This window comes from Lawsonia intracellularis PHE/MN1-00 (assembly GCF_000055945.1).
Taxonomy (GTDB): Bacteria; Desulfobacterota; Desulfovibrionia; order Desulfovibrionales; family Desulfovibrionaceae; genus Bilophila; species Bilophila intracellularis.
Window position 1 is genome coordinate 854,480 of sequence record NC_008011.1, and the last position, 17,935, is coordinate 872,414.

A 17,935-nucleotide genomic window follows, 5' to 3' on the forward strand; every position below is an offset into this window, starting at 1 on the left:
TTTATTTCCTATGATCTCTGATTGCAAGCTGAATCAACTTTTCAACTAACTCTGGGAAAGTGAGCCCCATAGCTGCTGCCTCTCTTGGGACAAGACTTGTAGCAGACATTCCTGGGATTGTATTAACTTCCAAAAGAAATAACAACTCATCGTCTCTAAGAATAAAGTCTGCCCGACTACATCCCTGTAAATTTAATGTATTATGAGCTCTAAGGGCATACTCTTGGATATGTTTTAATACATGAGGCTCAAGAGGCGCAGGACAAATTTCCTCTGCACCATTCTTAGCATACTTATTATAATAATCAAAAAATTTACCCTGACTACGTATTAAAATAGGAGGTAATGCTTGATCATCAATAACACCACAAGTTACCTCTTGTCCTATAATAGCTTCTTCTAATAAGACTTCCTCACCTGCATTAAACAATGCTTCCATAGCAATAAATAGCTCTTCATAATTAGTTACCAGATGTACATTTACACTTGAGCCACCAATATTAGATTTAACAAAAATTGGATAATTTAACCCAGGTTCCCAAGTTACTTCTGGCTTTAAAGGCAGAAAGACACTTTTGGGTGTAAGAAGCCCTTCTCTACGGAAAAGAGCTTTAGCTGCAGCTTTATGTAGTGCAAGCAGTGAACCTGCTGGACTTGCCCCTTGGTAGGGACAGCCCACTCTTTCTAATAAAGCTTGTAATATTCCATCTTCTCCTGGTGAACCATGTAGTAAAATAAATGCAACATCTTGCTTTTCAGCCACTTCTACAATTTTATCAAAATCATATAGTGGATCAAGACAAGTAACTGTATGTCCATATTCTATCATAGCAGAAGTTATCAATTCTGCACTCTGAAGGGATACTTCACGCTCGGAAGACCAACCTCCTGCCAATAAGAGTATATTCATATAGAGGTAACTCCAACTGCGTTGAAAGAACGCGTTCTATATTTTTAAGATGTTCCCAACTTCTATAAATAGCTTTACGGGAATCTTCTGTTTTACCATAACGAAGTATTAAGTCTGTGTAACGATTTTCAAGAGATACAGGAATATTATGTTGCACTCTCTTATCTGAATACATAACAATAAATAATGGATGTATTAAACATTTTGGTAAGCTCCATTTCCACTCTACATGATTTAAAACAACTTGGCCAAGCCTATAGTTTCCTGTAGAAGATATTACCCATGAAGCTCCTAGCTGAGCATGACTACCTCCATAGTGCACTGTATAACTTTTTGCAATATCATGAAGAAGCCCTCCAGCTCTACAACTTTTTATATAGTTTGTATAGCCAACCTTTACAGCTTGCTTGGCTAATGCTTCTGCAAAATTTGCAACTACTACACTATGTTGTCTGATATTATCAAATACACCATATTTATCCCATAATGTTATACAGTCTTTATCACTTGGAACAAAATTTGAGTCTATATCATAGTAAAGCGTAGGTATGACATTAGAGTTTATCATATATTTTAGATTTTCAACAGTTTGACACAACAGTTTGAGGAATAAATATTTAATGAAGTATTTGAGAAACAGCAGTAACGATTTTATAGCCGTACGATTTTCAGTAGATTACGATGCTATGCTGTCAAATAACCCTTTCTAACTACAAGTGTCAATTTAATAATAATAATAATAATAATTATTATTATTATTATTATTAAGAATATGATTATAATTCCGTAGGATGCACCGCTCTAAATTGTACTCATTTGTTTTTATTAACTCTTCCATAACCAAATTAGTAGCTAGTCGTTTTTCTATGACTTTTTCAAATCGTAAAATATTACAAAGATGACTTTCTATATATTTCCTATTAAATATTAAACAGATATATTTTATCTGTTGTGGATACTTGATGAGAAATCCTTTTCCCAATAAAAAGGGATATCATCCCTCCATAATAATATTTTGAAAACTCAATACAGGTTTTTATTATTTCACAGCCTATCGGCCATAAATAATTAGCCAACTCAACGTCATTACTATTAACCGAAAGTTTACATTAACCACTATCTAATGAGACCTATTTTCAAATGTTTTATTAATAAATATAGATAGTTATGCTTTCCCAATACTCTTTATGCCAATAAAGTTTTTCCTGTATGTATATCTCCAGGAATCAATATGGCCATAGTTTATAATTCTTTTCTCATTATGTAATTTTTGAAAAAAACCCCTTGCTTTTCAACTTCTTGAAGTCTAATTATCTTATATCCCCAATTTTCAAAGAAGGACTTAGCCGTAATTGAAGCATAAACAATGATACATTTTGTTCCAACTTCGTTTTCCAGCCGATTGCATAGTGCTGTTGCTACACCTCTACCTTGAAAATCTTTATGAACAAATAATCTGTCTAAATATCCTGTTTCATCAATGTCTCCAAAACCTATAATCAAATCTTTTTCAATTGCAGCATAAGTAAGATGTTTCAGAAATGAAGTATCCCATTTCTTAAAATTAATATTCCCTGTTGCCCATACATTTAATTGTTGCTCAGTATAATCTTTTATATTCACAGCATGGACTGTTTCATAAAACAATCGTGTTATTTGTTCTAAATCAATAGATTTATATTGTCTGATTTTCATATTTCAAAGTTACAAAAAGCAAATTAAGATACAAAGTAAAAAGGTATTATTTTTATCCTAATATGACTCCAATAATTTTTAGGAAGTCAAAATAAACCTAAAAGATTCCTGTAACTAACTATAAAACTTTACTTCAACTTAGTTAATAAAGACAACACTAATTTATTATTATATAGTACTAATAAATTAATAATAAGTAGCTAGAAAAAGGAAAATAAATAAAATTAAACTTGTTATATATTTTTAATTAATATCTTTTGAAACAAAAGATAAAAAACACATAACGTAATAATGTAATTTATAAGTAATAAAATAGTAAAAGATAATCTATTCAATCAAAAAACTAAAAAAATTATAGCTAGTAGCCTCATTCAAGCAATACCTTCAATTACTGAAAAAGTATTATATTATCTCTAATAATTTGTACTAACAAAAAAGGAGGGTGGTGACTCCCTCCTCTAAAAAACTACTTAATATAATCCTACAAGGGAAAAAATATTTCTATATCACTAAAAAGTAGTTATATAGAAAAACTTCCACCTGTTGAAGATGATGAACTATGAGGTTCAAGACGATATCCCATTTCTAAAGCCATCTTTTCTAAAGGTGACACATTCCCTGTTGTCTTCATAATATGTAATAAAGTCTCTGCTCCTAATTTTGCTCCTGTGTCATAAGGATTTACTTCACGTAATAAGGTTGAATAAGGCTTACCAACTGCTTGTGCAATTGCTTTTGCTCCAAGAGGACTTTCTAATACAAGATCATGAACTGCACTAATAAGATCGTTAGGCATGACTCTTCTCCTAAACTACAAGTTTACATTTCCAAGATTACTAGAAACTTTCATAACCACATACCCATAAAGTCATTAAAATTATTAATACAAAAAAATTAATTTACATTACACTCCATGCATTGGAGTTTAAACTTTCATCCTTCATTTTTTGTTAGTGTTATAATGGAGCAAAAAAAATGACTAATGTAAGGAGTATTATAAGGGTAGCAACTTACAAGATCATAATACCCATATTTATACCCCCCCCCTATAATGGATCTAATAAAAAACATAACTCCCTAAAATAAATATTGTATCAATACAATTAATACATATAAAAAAATACTACTTCCTATTATAACTTTTGATCTCTCATAATAACATAATAACATTACATAGTTATTACACTTTAATAATTTTATACCTTGTTTTGACTATAAACTATTAGTGTATACTTTATGTTAGTATCATTAAAAATAAAATAATTCATTAACAATGAATTATAATATATCAAAAAAATTTCTTTTTTTATATAAATGTCAACTATAAAAATTAGTTACCATCTATATAATAACAACATACAAAAAAAAAAAAATTACAAAAAATTATGATTGTACTGTAAATTATTAGACGCTATAATAGTTATACTATATTAATACTATTAATTTAATAGTATTAATATAGTATAACTATTAATAAAGAAATATTTAGTCTATTAATATAATAGAAACTAGTTTTTTATGATTATAAGAAGGGATAATTTAGAAAGGACTATAACAAACAAATATTATAAGGATGGCTATTTCATACCTATGGCTTGACCAAGTTTCCTTGCAACTTTTTTCACTTTTTCTATTGGACGACCTTCTGTAATTGCCTGAAATTCCATTAAAAGTTCTTGTTGTCTCTCTGTTAACTTTGTTGGAGTAACAACAGATATCTTTACAAGTAAATCACCATGACGTTTCTGCCCCACATAAGGGAGTCCCTTATTTGGAATGCGTAACACAGAACCACTCTGAGTTCCTTTAGGCACTTTTAATTCTAATGTTTCATCATCTAGACCAGGAATACTTAATGTACAACCTAGTGAGGCCTGTGGAAAAGAAATATCACAATAGTAAAAAAGATCTTGTCCTTGCCGTTGATAAATTTTGCTATCTTCGACAGTAACTGCAATATGTAAATCTCCAGATGGTCCACCATGTGTACCAGGCTCTCCCTCTCCACGTAACCTCAAACGTGTTCCACTAGCTATCCCTGCAGGGATATGTACAGTTAGTTCTTTAGACTGTTGTGTAACCCCTTTCCCTTTACATCGAGGACACAAATGGGGGATGGTAGATCCTTCACCATGACAAACTGGACAAGGAATAATAAACTGAAAAAATCCTTGAGAATTACGGACCTGCCCAGAACCATTACATTCCTTACAAGTTTCTGGTAAAGTTCCTGGTGCAGCACCTGAACCTCCACAATCCTCACAAGAAACATCTTTTGGGATAGTTATAGAAATGTCAGAACCTTTTACAGCTTGCTCAAAAGACACTGTAAGTTTATACAATAAATCAGAACCTGCTGTTGCTCTAGGTGTATTTTTTCTACGGCTTCCACCCATCGAAAAACCAAAAAAATCACCAAATATATCACCAAAATGAGAAAAAATATCCTCTGCAGAAGAAAAGCCACTAAAGCTTCCACCTAAGCCTGCAGCTCCAAACTGATCATATCTTGCACGCTGTTCAGGATCACGCAGCACTTCATAAACTTCTGCAGCCTCCTTAAAGCGTTGCTCTGCTTCTGGATTGTTTGGATTATGATCTGGATGATTTTGTAGGGCTAATTTTCTATAGGCTTTTTTAATCTCTTCTTGAGAAGCATTACGAGAGACACCTAGTACTTCATAATAATCACGATGAACCATAATATTTATTAACTAACTAAATAAAATGTTAAATATTAATCAATAGGGCTATAATAACTCATATCTTCAGGGAAAATTTTACCAGAAGCAATTTCACGCAATGCTGTTACAATTTCTTTATTACGAGAGGGAACTAATGATTCATAGCCTTCACGATATTGATGTACACGTTTTATTGTCATCTGAACAAGCAAAAATCTATTCCCAACACGTTTCTGGCAATCTTCCACTGTAATACGTGCCATTCAACCCTCCAACAATAATGAATAAAAGCTATCTATAGCTTGATTAGCTTTATTTAAAAAGAAAAAAAAAAAAAATAATTCTCATCACTCATAATGTCAACTGGATATTTTCTATAGATTATTATCATTATATCAAAAAGTTATATAATAACAACAATCATATTCTATTTTAGCTATAGTCCATAACAAATTCAATAAGTGTTCTAACAGAAAAACCTGTTCCACCAGTAGGACATAGATCCTTTTTTTTAGAAGTAAAGCTAGGGCCAGCAATATCTAAATGTGCCCACTTTGTATCTTCTTTTACAAATTGCTTTAAAAATACTGCAGCAGTTGAAGCTCCTCCTTCTCTACCTCCAACATTTTTAAAATCGGCAAAGTCACTCTTAAGACTTTCAAAAAATCTATCATCAAGAGGTAAAGACCAATACGATTCTCCAACTAACTCACCAATATTACGAATTTTATTTACAAGCTCTATCTCATCACAAAAAACCCCTGCGATATCGTCTCCAAGAGCCACAACACATGCACCTGTTAGTGTTGCAATATCAATAAGAACAGCTGGAGTCCAATGTTTTTGTGCATATGTCATAGCATCACATAATACTAATCTTCCTTCAGCATCTGTATTAACAATCTCAACAGTCTTATGGCTTAATGTGACAACTACATCGCCAGGACGAGTAGCTTTTCCATCAGGCATGTTTTCTGCGCATGCAAGTAGCCCTATAACTTTAACTTGTGGTTTAAGTTGACCCAATGCCTCAAATAATCCAAGTATAGCACCAGCACCAGACATATCACACTTCATTTCTTCCATTTTAGCTGAAGGCTTAATAGAAATACCACCTGTGTCAAAAGTTATACCTTTACCCACAAAAACAAGAGGATCATCATTTTCATGCCCTAATGGTGCATACTCCAAAATAATAAACTGAGGTTCCTGGGAAGAGCCTTCAGCCACAGATGCAAAAGCACCCATACCCGCAGAAATAATACTTGCTCGATCCATTACTTCACACTTCATATTATATTTTTTAGCAATCTCAATAGACTTTTTAGACATCTGGATAGGTGTCATTATATTAGCAGGAGTATTATCAAGAGTACGTGCTAAATTAACGGCAGTTGCATGAACTTCACCTCTTCTGGCAGCATTACAAATAGTTTCATCAGCAACAGTATCACGAAAAAGTACCCCAATCCATTGTGGGTCCTCTGGAAGCTCTTTAAGATCCTCTTGAGATTTACAGTCAACAAATCTATATAGTGCTAGTCCAATAGCACAAATGACTTCTTCAATTATTCTTTCAAGATTATAATCAAAGCGTTCAAATGATCTTACAAGAATAGAAAAATTCTTTAATCCTAACTCCCTACAATAACTACTTGCTTTACCAATAGTATTCCTTAAGTTCTCAAGAAGTTTAATTGGGGTAATTTTTTTACGCTTTCCAAGTCCTACGATAACAACTCTTGGGATAGTTGTTGAAAGTGGACCATATACCACTACCACCTCTCCTTTTTTCCCTTTTACATCTTCTAATGCTGGAGCAACTTCTAACCATGGAAGTACATTAAGTAATTCAGCATAAGCCTCTTTAAAAATTTCATCTTCAAAAAAAGGTATAATAATAGCATCTGTTGACCAGCTAGATACTCCAATCTGAAAACGTACTTCCATAAAGGTCTCCTTATACAAAAAATAAAGTCAAAATAGATCACTCAGACAGATAAATACCATAGCTTTTTAGCTTTCTATATAAATAACTTCTTTCAAGTCCAATAGCTTCTGCTAATCGGGTAATATTTCCTTGATAAGCATGTAATTTTTCAGTTAAAAATTTTGTTTCAAAAGCTATTTTAGCCTGTTTAAAATCTATATCTGAAGAAGTTATAATGGAAGAAATTTCTTGAGAAATATTAAATTGCTTTTTACTAGGATCAATACTTCTTTTAGTATGCATTTCCTGAGGTAGATCTGTCAAACATACTTTCTTCCCTGAATAAAGAATAACCATTCGTTCTACAAAATTAAGTAATTCTCTTACATTCCCTGGCCAACAATATTGTTTCAATACAGGGAAGACCTCATCTAAAAAAATAGGCGGCTCACGTCTATAACGTTTACTCAACTGAATCACAAACCTATTTAATAATAGCTCAATATCAGAATCACGTTCACGAAGAGGGGGAAGATGCAATGGAACAACTCGTAAGCGATAATACAAATCTTGACGAAATGTTCCATCGCTAATAGCGTCTTCAAGATTCTTATTTGTTGCTGCAATAACTCTTACATCAACTTTAATAGTTCTAACACTACCAATTTTTTCAAAACATTGTTCTTGCAAAATACGCAAAATTTTTGCTTGTGTTTTTAAACTCATATCTCCTATTTCATCAAGAAATAATGTTCCTTTATGTGCCAACTCAAAACGACCTGCACGAGAAGCATCGGCACCAGTAAAGGCCCCTTTTTCATGACCAAATAGTTCGCTTTCAATCAATTCTTCAGGGATAGCAGCACAATTAACAGCTATAAATGGTTTTTGATATCGTGAGCTTCCTTTGTGCAATGCTTGTGCAGCTAACTCTTTACCTGTACCATTCTCTCCTGTAAGTAGTACCCAAGCATCTGTTGGAGCGACCTGTGATAATAAACTTTTAAATTTTAAGATAACAGGAGACTGTCCTATAAACTCACTCTCCTCAGGTAATACAGTACGTAGTAATTTGTTTTCCCTTCTTAATCTTACTGTTTCTATAGCTCTATTAGCTGTAATAAGGACTTTTTCCAAAGAAAGAGGCTTTTCAATAAAATCATAAGCACCTTGACGGATAGCTGTTACAGCAGTTTCAATTGTGGCATGACCTGAAATCATAATAACAGGTAATTCCTGATGAAGAGCCTGAATATGGTCTAAAGCCATAAGACCATCCATCCCAGGAAGCCAAATATCAAGAAAAACAAGATCTGGAGACTCTACATCAACACACTTAAGTCCTTCTTCTGCTGAAGCTCTTTCTAAAACTTCATGGCCCTCATCTTCAAAAATTCCTTTCAATGAAAATCTAATAGAGTCTTCATCATCTATAATAAGTATACGTGCTGACATGATTACTAGCCCCTAACCTATACTGCTTTATATATGTTAGAATTAATATATCTAAATAACAAAAAACTAACTAGTTAAAATTATACTAATAAAAATTTTTATAATAAGAATATCAAAATAATCGTCTTACTATCTTATATAATATAACTAGTTATATTTTGCTGTTGACTATAGCTATTAAATAATACATAGCTGTTACTCTTTAAATAAAAAACAATAAAACTTCTTGACCAGATCTATCTCTCAGCTTCATTATACTAGTTATGCAAAAAGTATGTTATTTTTTTCTTATAACCTTTTTCTACTTTTTCATAACAGAAAATTATCTCTTTGCTACATCAATTACCACTTCCACAATTAACCAACAACATATAGCATATACAGTTACTTTTACCTCTCCAGAAAATCCTAATCTTGCAACAGAGATGGAAACACATAGTGAATTAGTAAAGCTTGCAAATCAATCTTTAGATAGTAAAATAGGTTTAAATTTACGTGTTAAAGAAGATATAAGTACAGCACAAAAAATTCTTGACTCGAATGGTTATTATAGTGGAAGTGTCGAGGGAAAGATTGACTGGCAGACGAACCCTATTAGTATCCAAATCCAATTTAAACCAAATGTACAATATAAAATAAATACAATACATATCCAATACCTTGATAGTGAACTTGCATATCTCCCTCTTTCCTTAGAAGAATTCAATCTCTCTAAAGGTAATCCTGCTCTTGCTGTTAATATCCTATCCTCTGTAAGTAGCCTCATGCAATATATACATAATAATGGATATCCATTAGCCAAAATAAAAAAAACTCAATACATAATTAATCGGATGGATTATACATTTGATATTGATTTAGTAATAAGACAAGGACCGTTACTCCATATGGGTAAAGTACAACCTCAACATAATCTCAATATTTCAACAATATTCCTAAATAAAATTGCTACATGGAAGGAAGGAAGGGTATGGAACAATGCACTCCTTGATTCTTATCGAACACGGCTTCAACAAACAGGCCTTTTCAGTTCTATAACTCTCAATCCAAGGAATCAAAAAGAACAAAATGGTAACACCTCTATAGAACTTGTTGCAACAGAAGCCCCTCCAAGGACTATTAGTGGTGGCTTACAATACTCTTCTGATCAAGGTATTGGTGCACGTGGGACTTGGGAACATCGAAATGTTTTTGGTAATGGAGAACTTTTTCGTATAACAGCACCAATAAGTCGAGATGATCAAAAAATTATGGCAAACTTCCAAAAACCAGCCTTTGGCCGTCCAAATCAATCATTAATTAGTGAAGCACAACTTAAAAAAGAAAATACAAAAAGTTACAAACAACAACTTGCATCTATTGCTTTAGGAATTGAACGACAATTTAATAGACGTTGGTTTGGTAGTAGCAGTCTTTCAGTTGATACAGGATTTATGGATGATCGAGATTCTATAAAAAAAATATTTACTCTTTTTGGCATCCCCTTATCAATAACAAGGGATAGTTCTAAAGATCCTCTTAATCCTATCCAAGGAACAAAAGCTACCTTAAATGTTACTCCTTATATTGGTAAATATAAAAAAAAGATTTTGACTTTACGTAGTCGGTTTGATTTTAGCTTTTACATAGACGTTCTTAAAACAGGGAAACTTATCTTGGCTAACAAAATAGCAATAGGTTCCCTCCTAGGGAAAGATATAGAAAACTATCCTGCAATACTAAGGTTTTATGCTGGGGGTGGTGGTAGTGTAAGAGGGTATGACTATCAATCATTGGGACCAAAAAATAAATATGGGGATGCTATTGGAGGACTTTCTTTTTCAACTATTAGTTTTGAGTTACGATTAAAAATAACAGAATCCATTGGCATTGTGCCATTTATTGATGGAGGAAATATTTACGAAAAAAAATTTCCTGACTTTAAAAAATCAATATATTGGGGGGTAGGCCTTGGGCTACGATATTATACAAGTTTTGCCCCCATACGTTTAGATATAGCAACTCCACTTCAAGATAGAAGCCATAATAAACACTTTCAACTTTATATTAGTATTGGGCAAGCATTCTAATGAATAACACAAAAATACTTTCTAAGTTACTCTATACCCTCTTAGGAGCATTTACGTTATTTTTAGGACTTATTATTACAGGCATTCTTTTTATACGGACCTCTACAGGCATTGCTTGGATTAAAAATACAGTTTCTTCTTTACTTCAACAACAAGGAATTATACTACAAGTATCTTCAATTATTGGACCATTCCCAGAACAAATTACTATTAATGAACTTAGCCTTAGTGATGTGAATGGAACTTACCTTACAATATCTAACTTAGAAATCCAATCAAACTTATGGGCTTTATTCAAAGGTCAACTTGAAATTCTGTCTTTTGAACTTAATGATCTTGTATTATATCGCTTACCCTCAAATAATAATCTAAAAAAATCATCTACAAGTTTTGTGTTACCTCACATATCATTTGATTTAACTCCATGGTGGACTGAACATATTCGTATTCAAAACATCCATATTAACAATACACAACTTTCCTCTGATATTATAGGTATTCCATTGGTATTATCCCTTGAGGGTGATGGTACATTAACAAATTGGAATGGAACATTTCAACTATCCTCTTCTAACAAAACAAAAATTATAGGAACGCTTCGTTACCAAGGGAATAAGACACAATTTTTTGAATATGTTCATCCTACACGGATAGTAACACTAGAGATAGACAGCGTAGCTGATAAAAAGTCATATAATAATAGTATCCTTGAACAACCTCTACATTTACACCTTTCTATTTATCCTGAACATAATAGAATTATCTTACACTCATTACTAGCTGAATATGGTAGCTGGTTACTTACATCAGAAAGTATTGAAGTATCTAATGAGCAATTAAAAGGAAATATTTTATTAAAATATAATGGAGAAGCTACTCATCAACTTCCTATAAAAAAACTTAACTCATCAATTACCCTCAGTGGCTCACTAAATAAACCTAATTTTAGTATACAAATGACATTACCTGAAATTAACATTACAAAAAACATAATAGATCTTCAAACAGAACTTGTTATTAATCTAGGACTTTTCTCTACTCACTCTGATATTCTTACATCTGGGACAATTACAGTACAGGGAGAAACTATACCCAATAGTATTCTTTCCAGTGCAGTTGATATAATAGCCTCTACAACAACACATACAATTACCTTAGAGCATGCAACCTTAACATCTCCAGAAATGCATTTTTCCCTATCTGGAGAATTTAATAGTCTTCTAGGAAATATCGATGCAAACCTAAAAGGTAATACTCCAACTCTTAGTATATTTTCTTCTCTTCTTGGACTACCTGATCTTACTGGGCAAAGTAACATTACTATAGGATTACACCGTCAAGGGTCTTCCTCTTCAATAGAAGGAACAGCAACTGTCTCACTTAATAATATGAACTGGGGAGTACAAGCATTACAGGGGACATTAGGTGATAATGCAACTCTAAGTGGAATATATAATTTAACTCCCATAGACTGGTCTATTTCTTTAAACAAATTGAAATTAACAGCAAAGAATGTTTATGCTGAAGGCCTTATTAATTTTCAAAAAAAATACATAGATAGCTCTATAAATCTTATAATTCCTAACCTTCAGCTAATAGCTCCTCCTATATCTGGAGAGTTACAATCCTTAATTACAGTGTCTGGAAAACTTGACGCACCTTCTATAGAAAGCAAAATTTTTTCATCACAACTCACCTGGAATGCGCTCCAACTTAATAATCCTCAACTCATAATAACTACTACTCAATCTTCTTCCTCTGCGATTAAAGGTAATATAACACTCTCGGCTGAGCCAGCTTCATCTGAGGCATTAACCTTTTCAAGTAATTGGGGAATCCTACCTACGGAAATACTAGTAGAAAAAATTATAGGAAATATATTAGGAGTAAATCTTGATGGTAATATTAAAATAACAAAAAAAGATTACCTTATAAATGGTGATATTATTGCAGAAGTTCAGTCTTGGAAAGATATTGCAAACATATTGCAAATACCTATTAGAGGTTCAGCATCAATAAAAATACAGTTTGATCCAAAGAATCAACAATGTATTTCTACTCAATGGCAATTAAAAAATTTCATATTAGGTAATAATTTTAATGTAACTACTATAAAAGGAAGAGCAGATACAATACAACTTCATAAGAATCCTACAATTGCTCTCTCTTCAAAAATTGGTGCTGGTACATATGAAGACTTTCAATGGACACAAGGGACGTTAGACATAAAAGGCACATTAAAAAATTTTAATAGTAAAATAAATATAGCAGGACAAACAACTGTAAACGCAAACTTTCAAACAAATCTTTTTGAAAAAAATATTAATATAACTACTCTTAATTTAAAAAATATTCAAAAAAATATAGGAATTAAGCTCCTTCAGCCAATAAAAATTATAGTCTCACCTCAACAATTTGTTCTTAATAACTGTTCACTAGCAATTCTTCCATCTGGAACAATTACAACTGATATATATGTTACTCCTCAACGACTTAATGCTAATGCAATCATTAAAGAAGTTTCACTTCTCTCTTTCCAACCATTTAGTATACTTCTTCCTCAAGGAAATATAAATGGACACATAACACTTACAGGAATACCTAGTAAACCTAAAGGAACACTCTCATTTGATATTCTAAACATACATTATCCAAGGCCAAATCCATCAATAGCAAACTTACATGTAGAAGGGGAAATTATATCTTCTCCTAACAATATATGTAAACTTAATGCAACCCTAACAGAAAAAAAAGAGCCTATACCTATATCAATACAAGCAACACTCCCTTTTGAGTTCACAGAAAACAATATCCCTATGCTATCTAAAATGAGGCCTTTTTCTGCCCATATCAAGTGGACTGGAATATTAGATACACTTTGGAAACTCATTCCACTTACTGATTACATTATGGCTGGGAATGGATCTTTAGATGCTTCTCTTTCTGGGACTTTAGATAGTCCAACATATGCAATTATAACAACACTTTCTAATGCTAACTTTCAAGATCTCTCCCTTGGTCTTTACTTAGAAAATATCAATGCTAAATTACAGGTCTTTTCTAATAGAATCTCCCATATTCAAGCTACAGCATCTGATGGTAAACAAGGTAGTATACAACTTATTGGTAATATTGGCTCATCTAAAGAACACTTTCCTTTGTCTATTAATGGCTCCTTTACAAACCTTGCTCCATTACAACGTAAAGACCTAAGTCTTACACTTTCAGGAGCAGCTACTCTTGAAGGAACATTAAAACAGTCTGAAGTTAAAGGCGATATTGTTATTAACCAAGGCGAATTTCAACTTACTGAAGGGTTAACCAGTAATATTCCAACTCTTAATGTAGTTGATAGCACTCAACAACAAAATACAAAGACCAAAAAAGCTACCTATCAACAACCTACCTTATCTATTGCGTTAAGTATCCCGAATCGTTTTTTTGTCCGTAGTAGTATGTTTGAAAGTGAGTGGGGAGGGAACCTAACTATTAACAAAGTCATAACAAGTCCTGTTATTACAGGAGCACTAACTTCTATAAGAGGAAATTTTAATTTACTAGGAAAACAATTTTCTCTTGCTAAAAGTACAATATCATTTTCAGGATCAGTTCCACCAAACCCACTACTCAATATTTCTTTAACATATTCATCACCTTCTATTACAGCTATAGGCATTATTAAAGGTACAACTAGTAATCCTAATATTACTTTTTCAAGTACACCACCTTTACCTCAAGATGAAATAGTTTCCCAAGTTCTTTTTGGTAAAAGCTCACAAAGTCTTAGCAGGATACAAGCCATACAACTTGCTCAAGAATTAGCAAACTTAACAGGATTTAATACTGGAAGTATGAATTTCCTAACAAATATTCGACAGACATTAGGGTTAGATATACTTAGCTTAGGGACAACTTCTAATAGAAAAGCCAATACATCCAACTCAAACGATCAAATAGAAGATATCCCTGTTATAGAACTAGGTAAATATATTACAGACACTGTTTATGTTGGTGTTGAACAAAGTTATTTAGATAGTAATGATACTGGGGCAAGAATATCAGTTGAACTTGCACCTAATTTTAATCTTGAAGGTAGAACAGGGACTCAATATAGTGAGATAGGTATTAATTGGAAAAAAGATTATTAATGGCTTATTTTTTATATCTAAAAAGGATATTTTGTTATTAATACAAAATATCCTTTTTAACAAAATTATTTCCCTCTTCCACTTTTCAATGGAGTCATTGGAGCTCCAGAATCAGGTTCCATATTATTATATCCACCCATACCATAGTATCCCATACCATGACGATGCATCAACCCGCTACCATAAATATAGTGGCCACGAATGCCTACTTCACTAGATAACTTCTCATACATTTTTTCATATTCAGATGATAATTCTGTATGCATTTTAGCAATTTCACGAGAGAGCTCTTGAATCACTGAACGATCAGGTTTGCTACTTTGTGCCATAGCTTGCAACTCTAGACGTTTTGCTAAAATCTTTTCTCTTAATTCCTGGGTCTTTTTAGCAAACTCTTTAACAATGGTATCACATTTAGTTTGCATCTCAGGTGTTAAATATTGATAAACACCACTACCACTTTTTCCATTATTATCCCCCCCTGGACAAGGAGAAAGCCTTTTTGCGTCAACTAATGTAGTATTAATACATATTAATCCTACCATAACAAACATAATAAAATATTTTTTTAAAATGCCATTCATTAACCAACCTCCATAGATTAAACTTCAATAGATTTACTACTCACCCTTATCTTCATTAACTCATCTTTTAACATTTAACATTAAAAATTCACTATAATTACAGTACATATTAGATCAAACTATAATAATTATATAATCATCAATGACAAAAATTTGTCTCTTGTTAAGAGCTTACTAAAGTTAACACAGCTATGCAACTAGTTGTAACTAAATAATCTTTTATCTTCTAATAATAACAAGACATTCCAATTAAGATATTATATATAGATTATAAATATAGTAGGACCTCAGCTAAGCTGAGGTCCTACTATATTTATAATTTTCTGGTCGGAGCGACTGGATTCGAACCAGCGGCCCCCTGGTCCCAAACCAGGTGCGCTACCAAACTGCGCCACACTCCGCTATTTTATTATATCTATTACACCACAAAATAGGTAACATCACAATAAATCAAAATTACTTGGCAATAATACGAAAATCATCACGACGATTTTTTGCCCATACAGCTGGCCCTGTTCCTTCAACAGCTGGACGCTCTTTCCCAAAACTTATTATCTCAAGCTGAGATGGATTTACTCCAAGCATGACTAAATATTCATATGCTGCACGTGCACGACGCTCTCCAAGTGCTAAATTATACTCTTGAGTACCACGAGCGTCACAATTACCTTCTATACGGACACGAATACAAGGATATTCTTTTAAAAGTTCAGCTTTCTTCTGCAACATATCACGATATTCAGGTTTAATATCATATTTATCAAAATCAAAATAAATAATCCCATCAGTTATAGTTTCTGCAGCTGCATTAATTGCTGGTGCTGGAGCAATACACTCCGTTGCTAAAGATTGTTCTACATCAACACTCTTTTTACAACAACCAAAACCTGCACTTAATACTACTAACAGAACCAGAACTATGCCATAACGTCTAAATACTTCCATTTCCTTTCCTCCTAAGTCTCTTCACACACTGTGTTTCCCCAGCCATCGATTAACACACCACTAGTTAATTCTAATATTTTTTTACTTTAACAAAATTTACTTATTTATTATACATAAATATATTCTAGCTGGACTAATATAATAGCTATCTAGCTTTATTTGCAACTGTTATTTTCCCCCAACGTGGGAACGATGCATCGCCATGTCCTGTAGGGATTTGCTTTGCATCTCCACCATGACGTGTTATCAAATAAATCTGCTTTTTACCACTACGTGTTGATGTAAAAGCAATAAAATAGCTATCAGGAGCAAAAGATGGTTGCTCATCATTACCAGGGCCAAAAGTAACTTGTCTCTCAATTCCTGTCAGCAAATCTTGTACAAAAATACGATTACCATCATCTGTCAATCGAGAAAATGCGATGAGTGTCCCATCAGGACTCATAGTAGGCTCTGTATTATAACAACCTTGACGGCTAACACGACTAACTTGTCCTGAAGAAAAATCTTTCATAAAAATTTGTGGATTACTTAGCCTATTAGAACAAAATGCCATTTTTGTTCCTTTAGCATCAAATGATGGAGAAACATTTATAGCAGGGCTTTCCTCTAGCACTTTCTCTTTTTGAAAAGTATGATCCAATAAAAAAATATCTGGATACTTACCAGTAGAAAGGCTAACTGCTACTTTATTGTCTGGCATAAACACAGGTCCTATAACCGTATTCCCAGGGAAACGAATTCTCTGGATTTTATTTGTTAACCTATCCCAAACACCTAGAGCATGTGATCGATCGTCTAAATGTGTAAAGACAATAAACCTTCCATCTATAGACCATGAAGGTGACATTGCCGTTCCTGAAATATCTGTTATCTGACGTAATTCTTTCCCTGTTGGTTTAACTAGCCACACATCTCTTACATTCTTCCCATTACCTTGTTTCACAAAGGCTAATGTAGAAAGAAAAAAATCCCCACTACCGGTTAAAGTCTTCATAAGATCTGCGCAAAACTTATCTGCTATATTAGAAATTTCACTTTTAACAACACCACTATATGCTGTACCAAAAACAAACTTGCCAGAATATGTTTCATATAATCTTAATTCAACACTAGAGTCAGAATGATCTCCCTTTGGCCAACCAACAGTTATAAGTAAATCGGAACCTGCCAATTGAAAACGTTTAAAATCTATATTTGGCGGCTGATAACCCTCTAGCGAACTTCCATTTAAAATTGCCTTTTCATCAGTAAGCCTCATAAATGGAAGATAACTTAGATTATTACGAATAGCTCTATCAAGATCAATGCCAAGATCTGTTGCAAGGACTCCTGGGGAGATAATTGGTCTAGCCATAGCTACATGTACAATATTTTGACCAGGACCATAAATATCTATCTGCATAGCTGATAAGGCTGGATGACATAAGCATACTAATAATAAAATTATCAATATTCCTAATGATCTGTAAGTGTTACCTCTACTCATAATAATAAACACCAATAAAAATTATA

13 protein-coding genes and 1 tRNA gene are annotated in these 17,935 nt (G+C 32.9%); 2 read left to right on the top strand and 12 right to left on the bottom strand.

The features are described from left to right. Position 1: 1 nt before the first annotated feature. From LI_RS03735 to LI_RS03770, 8 genes are all read right to left on the bottom strand, one after another. Positions 2-910, bottom strand: coding sequence for a D-alanine--D-alanine ligase family protein (locus tag LI_RS03735; protein ID WP_011526765.1), 909 nt, complete (start codon positions 908-910; stop codon positions 2-4). After that, positions 867-1,478 carry an HDIG domain-containing metalloprotein gene (locus tag LI_RS03740; protein WP_223604150.1) on the bottom strand — a complete coding sequence of 204 codons (612 nt, stop codon included), beginning with the start codon at positions 1,476-1,478 and terminating at the stop codon, positions 867-869. Before LI_RS03740 ends, LI_RS03735 begins: the two co-directional genes overlap by 44 nt. A 674-nt stretch (positions 1,479-2,152) precedes the next feature. Beyond that, positions 2,153-2,605: a GNAT family N-acetyltransferase gene (locus LI_RS03745; protein ID WP_011526767.1), complete on the bottom strand. Its 453-nt coding sequence runs from the start codon at positions 2,603-2,605 to the stop codon at positions 2,153-2,155. A 520-nt stretch (positions 2,606-3,125) separates the two neighbouring features. Continuing rightward, a complete protein-coding gene (locus LI_RS03750; RefSeq protein WP_015353765.1) occupies positions 3,126-3,401 on the bottom strand; it encodes a phage regulatory CII family protein in 276 nt (91 codons plus the stop codon). A gap of 781 nt (positions 3,402-4,182) precedes the next feature. Then, positions 4,183-5,307: a molecular chaperone DnaJ gene (gene dnaJ, locus LI_RS03755; RefSeq protein ID WP_011526768.1), complete on the bottom strand. Its 1,125-nt coding sequence runs from the start codon at positions 5,305-5,307 to the stop codon at positions 4,183-4,185. A gap of 35 nt (positions 5,308-5,342) precedes the next feature. Continuing rightward, positions 5,343-5,552 carry a DNA-directed RNA polymerase subunit omega gene (gene rpoZ / locus LI_RS03760; protein WP_015353766.1) on the bottom strand — a complete coding sequence of 70 codons (210 nt, stop codon included), beginning with the start codon at positions 5,550-5,552 and terminating at the stop codon, positions 5,343-5,345. Positions 5,553-5,721: 169 nt separating this feature from the next. Then, complete coding sequence (locus LI_RS03765) at positions 5,722-7,239, bottom strand: leucyl aminopeptidase (protein ID WP_015353767.1); 1,518 nt, start codon at positions 7,237-7,239, stop codon at positions 5,722-5,724. Positions 7,240-7,276: 37 nt separating this feature from the next. Beyond that, complete coding sequence (locus LI_RS03770; protein ID WP_011526770.1) at positions 7,277-8,674, bottom strand: sigma-54-dependent transcriptional regulator; 1,398 nt, start codon at positions 8,672-8,674, stop codon at positions 7,277-7,279. Between the two features lie 263 nt (positions 8,675-8,937). Here LI_RS03770 and LI_RS03775 point away from each other — a divergent pair, with 263 nt between their 5' ends. Both LI_RS03775 and LI_RS03780 read left to right on the top strand, forming a co-directional pair. Next, positions 8,938-10,743 carry an autotransporter assembly complex protein TamA gene (locus tag LI_RS03775; RefSeq protein WP_011526771.1) on the top strand — a complete coding sequence of 602 codons (1,806 nt, stop codon included), beginning with the start codon at positions 8,938-8,940 and terminating at the stop codon, positions 10,741-10,743. Continuing rightward, positions 10,743-14,891, top strand: a complete 4,149-nt coding sequence (locus LI_RS03780; RefSeq protein WP_011526772.1) for a translocation/assembly module TamB domain-containing protein — start codon at positions 10,743-10,745, stop codon at positions 14,889-14,891. Before LI_RS03775 ends, LI_RS03780 begins: the two co-directional genes overlap by 1 nt. Positions 14,892-14,956: 65 nt before the next feature. Here LI_RS03780 and LI_RS03785 read toward each other — a convergent pair whose 3' ends face one another. The 4 genes from LI_RS03785 to LI_RS03800 form a co-directional block, all read right to left on the bottom strand. Further along, positions 14,957-15,475 (bottom strand): periplasmic heavy metal sensor, encoded by a 519-nt coding sequence (locus LI_RS03785; protein ID WP_011526773.1) that lies wholly within the window; start codon positions 15,473-15,475, stop codon positions 14,957-14,959. Between the two features lie 324 nt (positions 15,476-15,799). Then, positions 15,800-15,876, bottom strand: a tRNA-Pro gene (locus LI_RS03790). Positions 15,877-15,931: 55 nt separating this feature from the next. Continuing rightward, positions 15,932-16,420: a peptidoglycan-associated lipoprotein Pal gene (gene pal, locus LI_RS03795; protein WP_011526774.1), complete on the bottom strand. Its 489-nt coding sequence runs from the start codon at positions 16,418-16,420 to the stop codon at positions 15,932-15,934. 145 nt (positions 16,421-16,565) lie between these two features. Further along, entirely contained in the window at positions 16,566-17,909 is a 1,344-nt protein-coding gene (locus LI_RS03800; protein WP_041817047.1) for a PD40 domain-containing protein, read from the bottom strand. Positions 17,910-17,935 lie beyond the last annotated feature (26 nt).

Excerpts from the sequence above, each read along its gene's own strand:
- LI_RS03735 (WP_011526765.1), bottom strand. The coding sequence starts at position 910 with ATGAATATACTCTTATTGGCAGGAGGTTGGTCTTCCGAGCGTGAAGTA.
- LI_RS03740 (WP_223604150.1), bottom strand. The coding sequence starts at position 1,478 with ATGATAAACTCTAATGTCATACCTACGCTTTACTATGATATAGACTCA.
- LI_RS03745 (WP_011526767.1), bottom strand. The coding sequence starts at position 2,605 with ATGAAAATCAGACAATATAAATCTATTGATTTAGAACAAATAACACGA.
- LI_RS03750 (WP_015353765.1), bottom strand. The coding sequence starts at position 3,401 with ATGCCTAACGATCTTATTAGTGCAGTTCATGATCTTGTATTAGAAAGT.
- dnaJ (WP_011526768.1), bottom strand. The coding sequence starts at position 5,307 with ATGGTTCATCGTGATTATTATGAAGTACTAGGTGTCTCTCGTAATGCT.
- rpoZ (WP_015353766.1), bottom strand. The coding sequence starts at position 5,552 with ATGGCACGTATTACAGTGGAAGATTGCCAGAAACGTGTTGGGAATAGA.
- LI_RS03765 (WP_015353767.1), bottom strand. The coding sequence starts at position 7,239 with ATGGAAGTACGTTTTCAGATTGGAGTATCTAGCTGGTCAACAGATGCT.
- LI_RS03770 (WP_011526770.1), bottom strand. The coding sequence starts at position 8,674 with ATGTCAGCACGTATACTTATTATAGATGATGAAGACTCTATTAGATTT.
- LI_RS03775 (WP_011526771.1), top strand. The coding sequence starts at position 8,938 with ATGCAAAAAGTATGTTATTTTTTTCTTATAACCTTTTTCTACTTTTTC.
- LI_RS03780 (WP_011526772.1), top strand. The coding sequence starts at position 10,743 with ATGAATAACACAAAAATACTTTCTAAGTTACTCTATACCCTCTTAGGA.
- LI_RS03785 (WP_011526773.1), bottom strand. The coding sequence starts at position 15,475 with ATGAATGGCATTTTAAAAAAATATTTTATTATGTTTGTTATGGTAGGA.
- pal (WP_011526774.1), bottom strand. The coding sequence starts at position 16,420 with ATGGAAGTATTTAGACGTTATGGCATAGTTCTGGTTCTGTTAGTAGTA.
- LI_RS03800 (WP_041817047.1), bottom strand. The coding sequence starts at position 17,909 with ATGAGTAGAGGTAACACTTACAGATCATTAGGAATATTGATAATTTTA.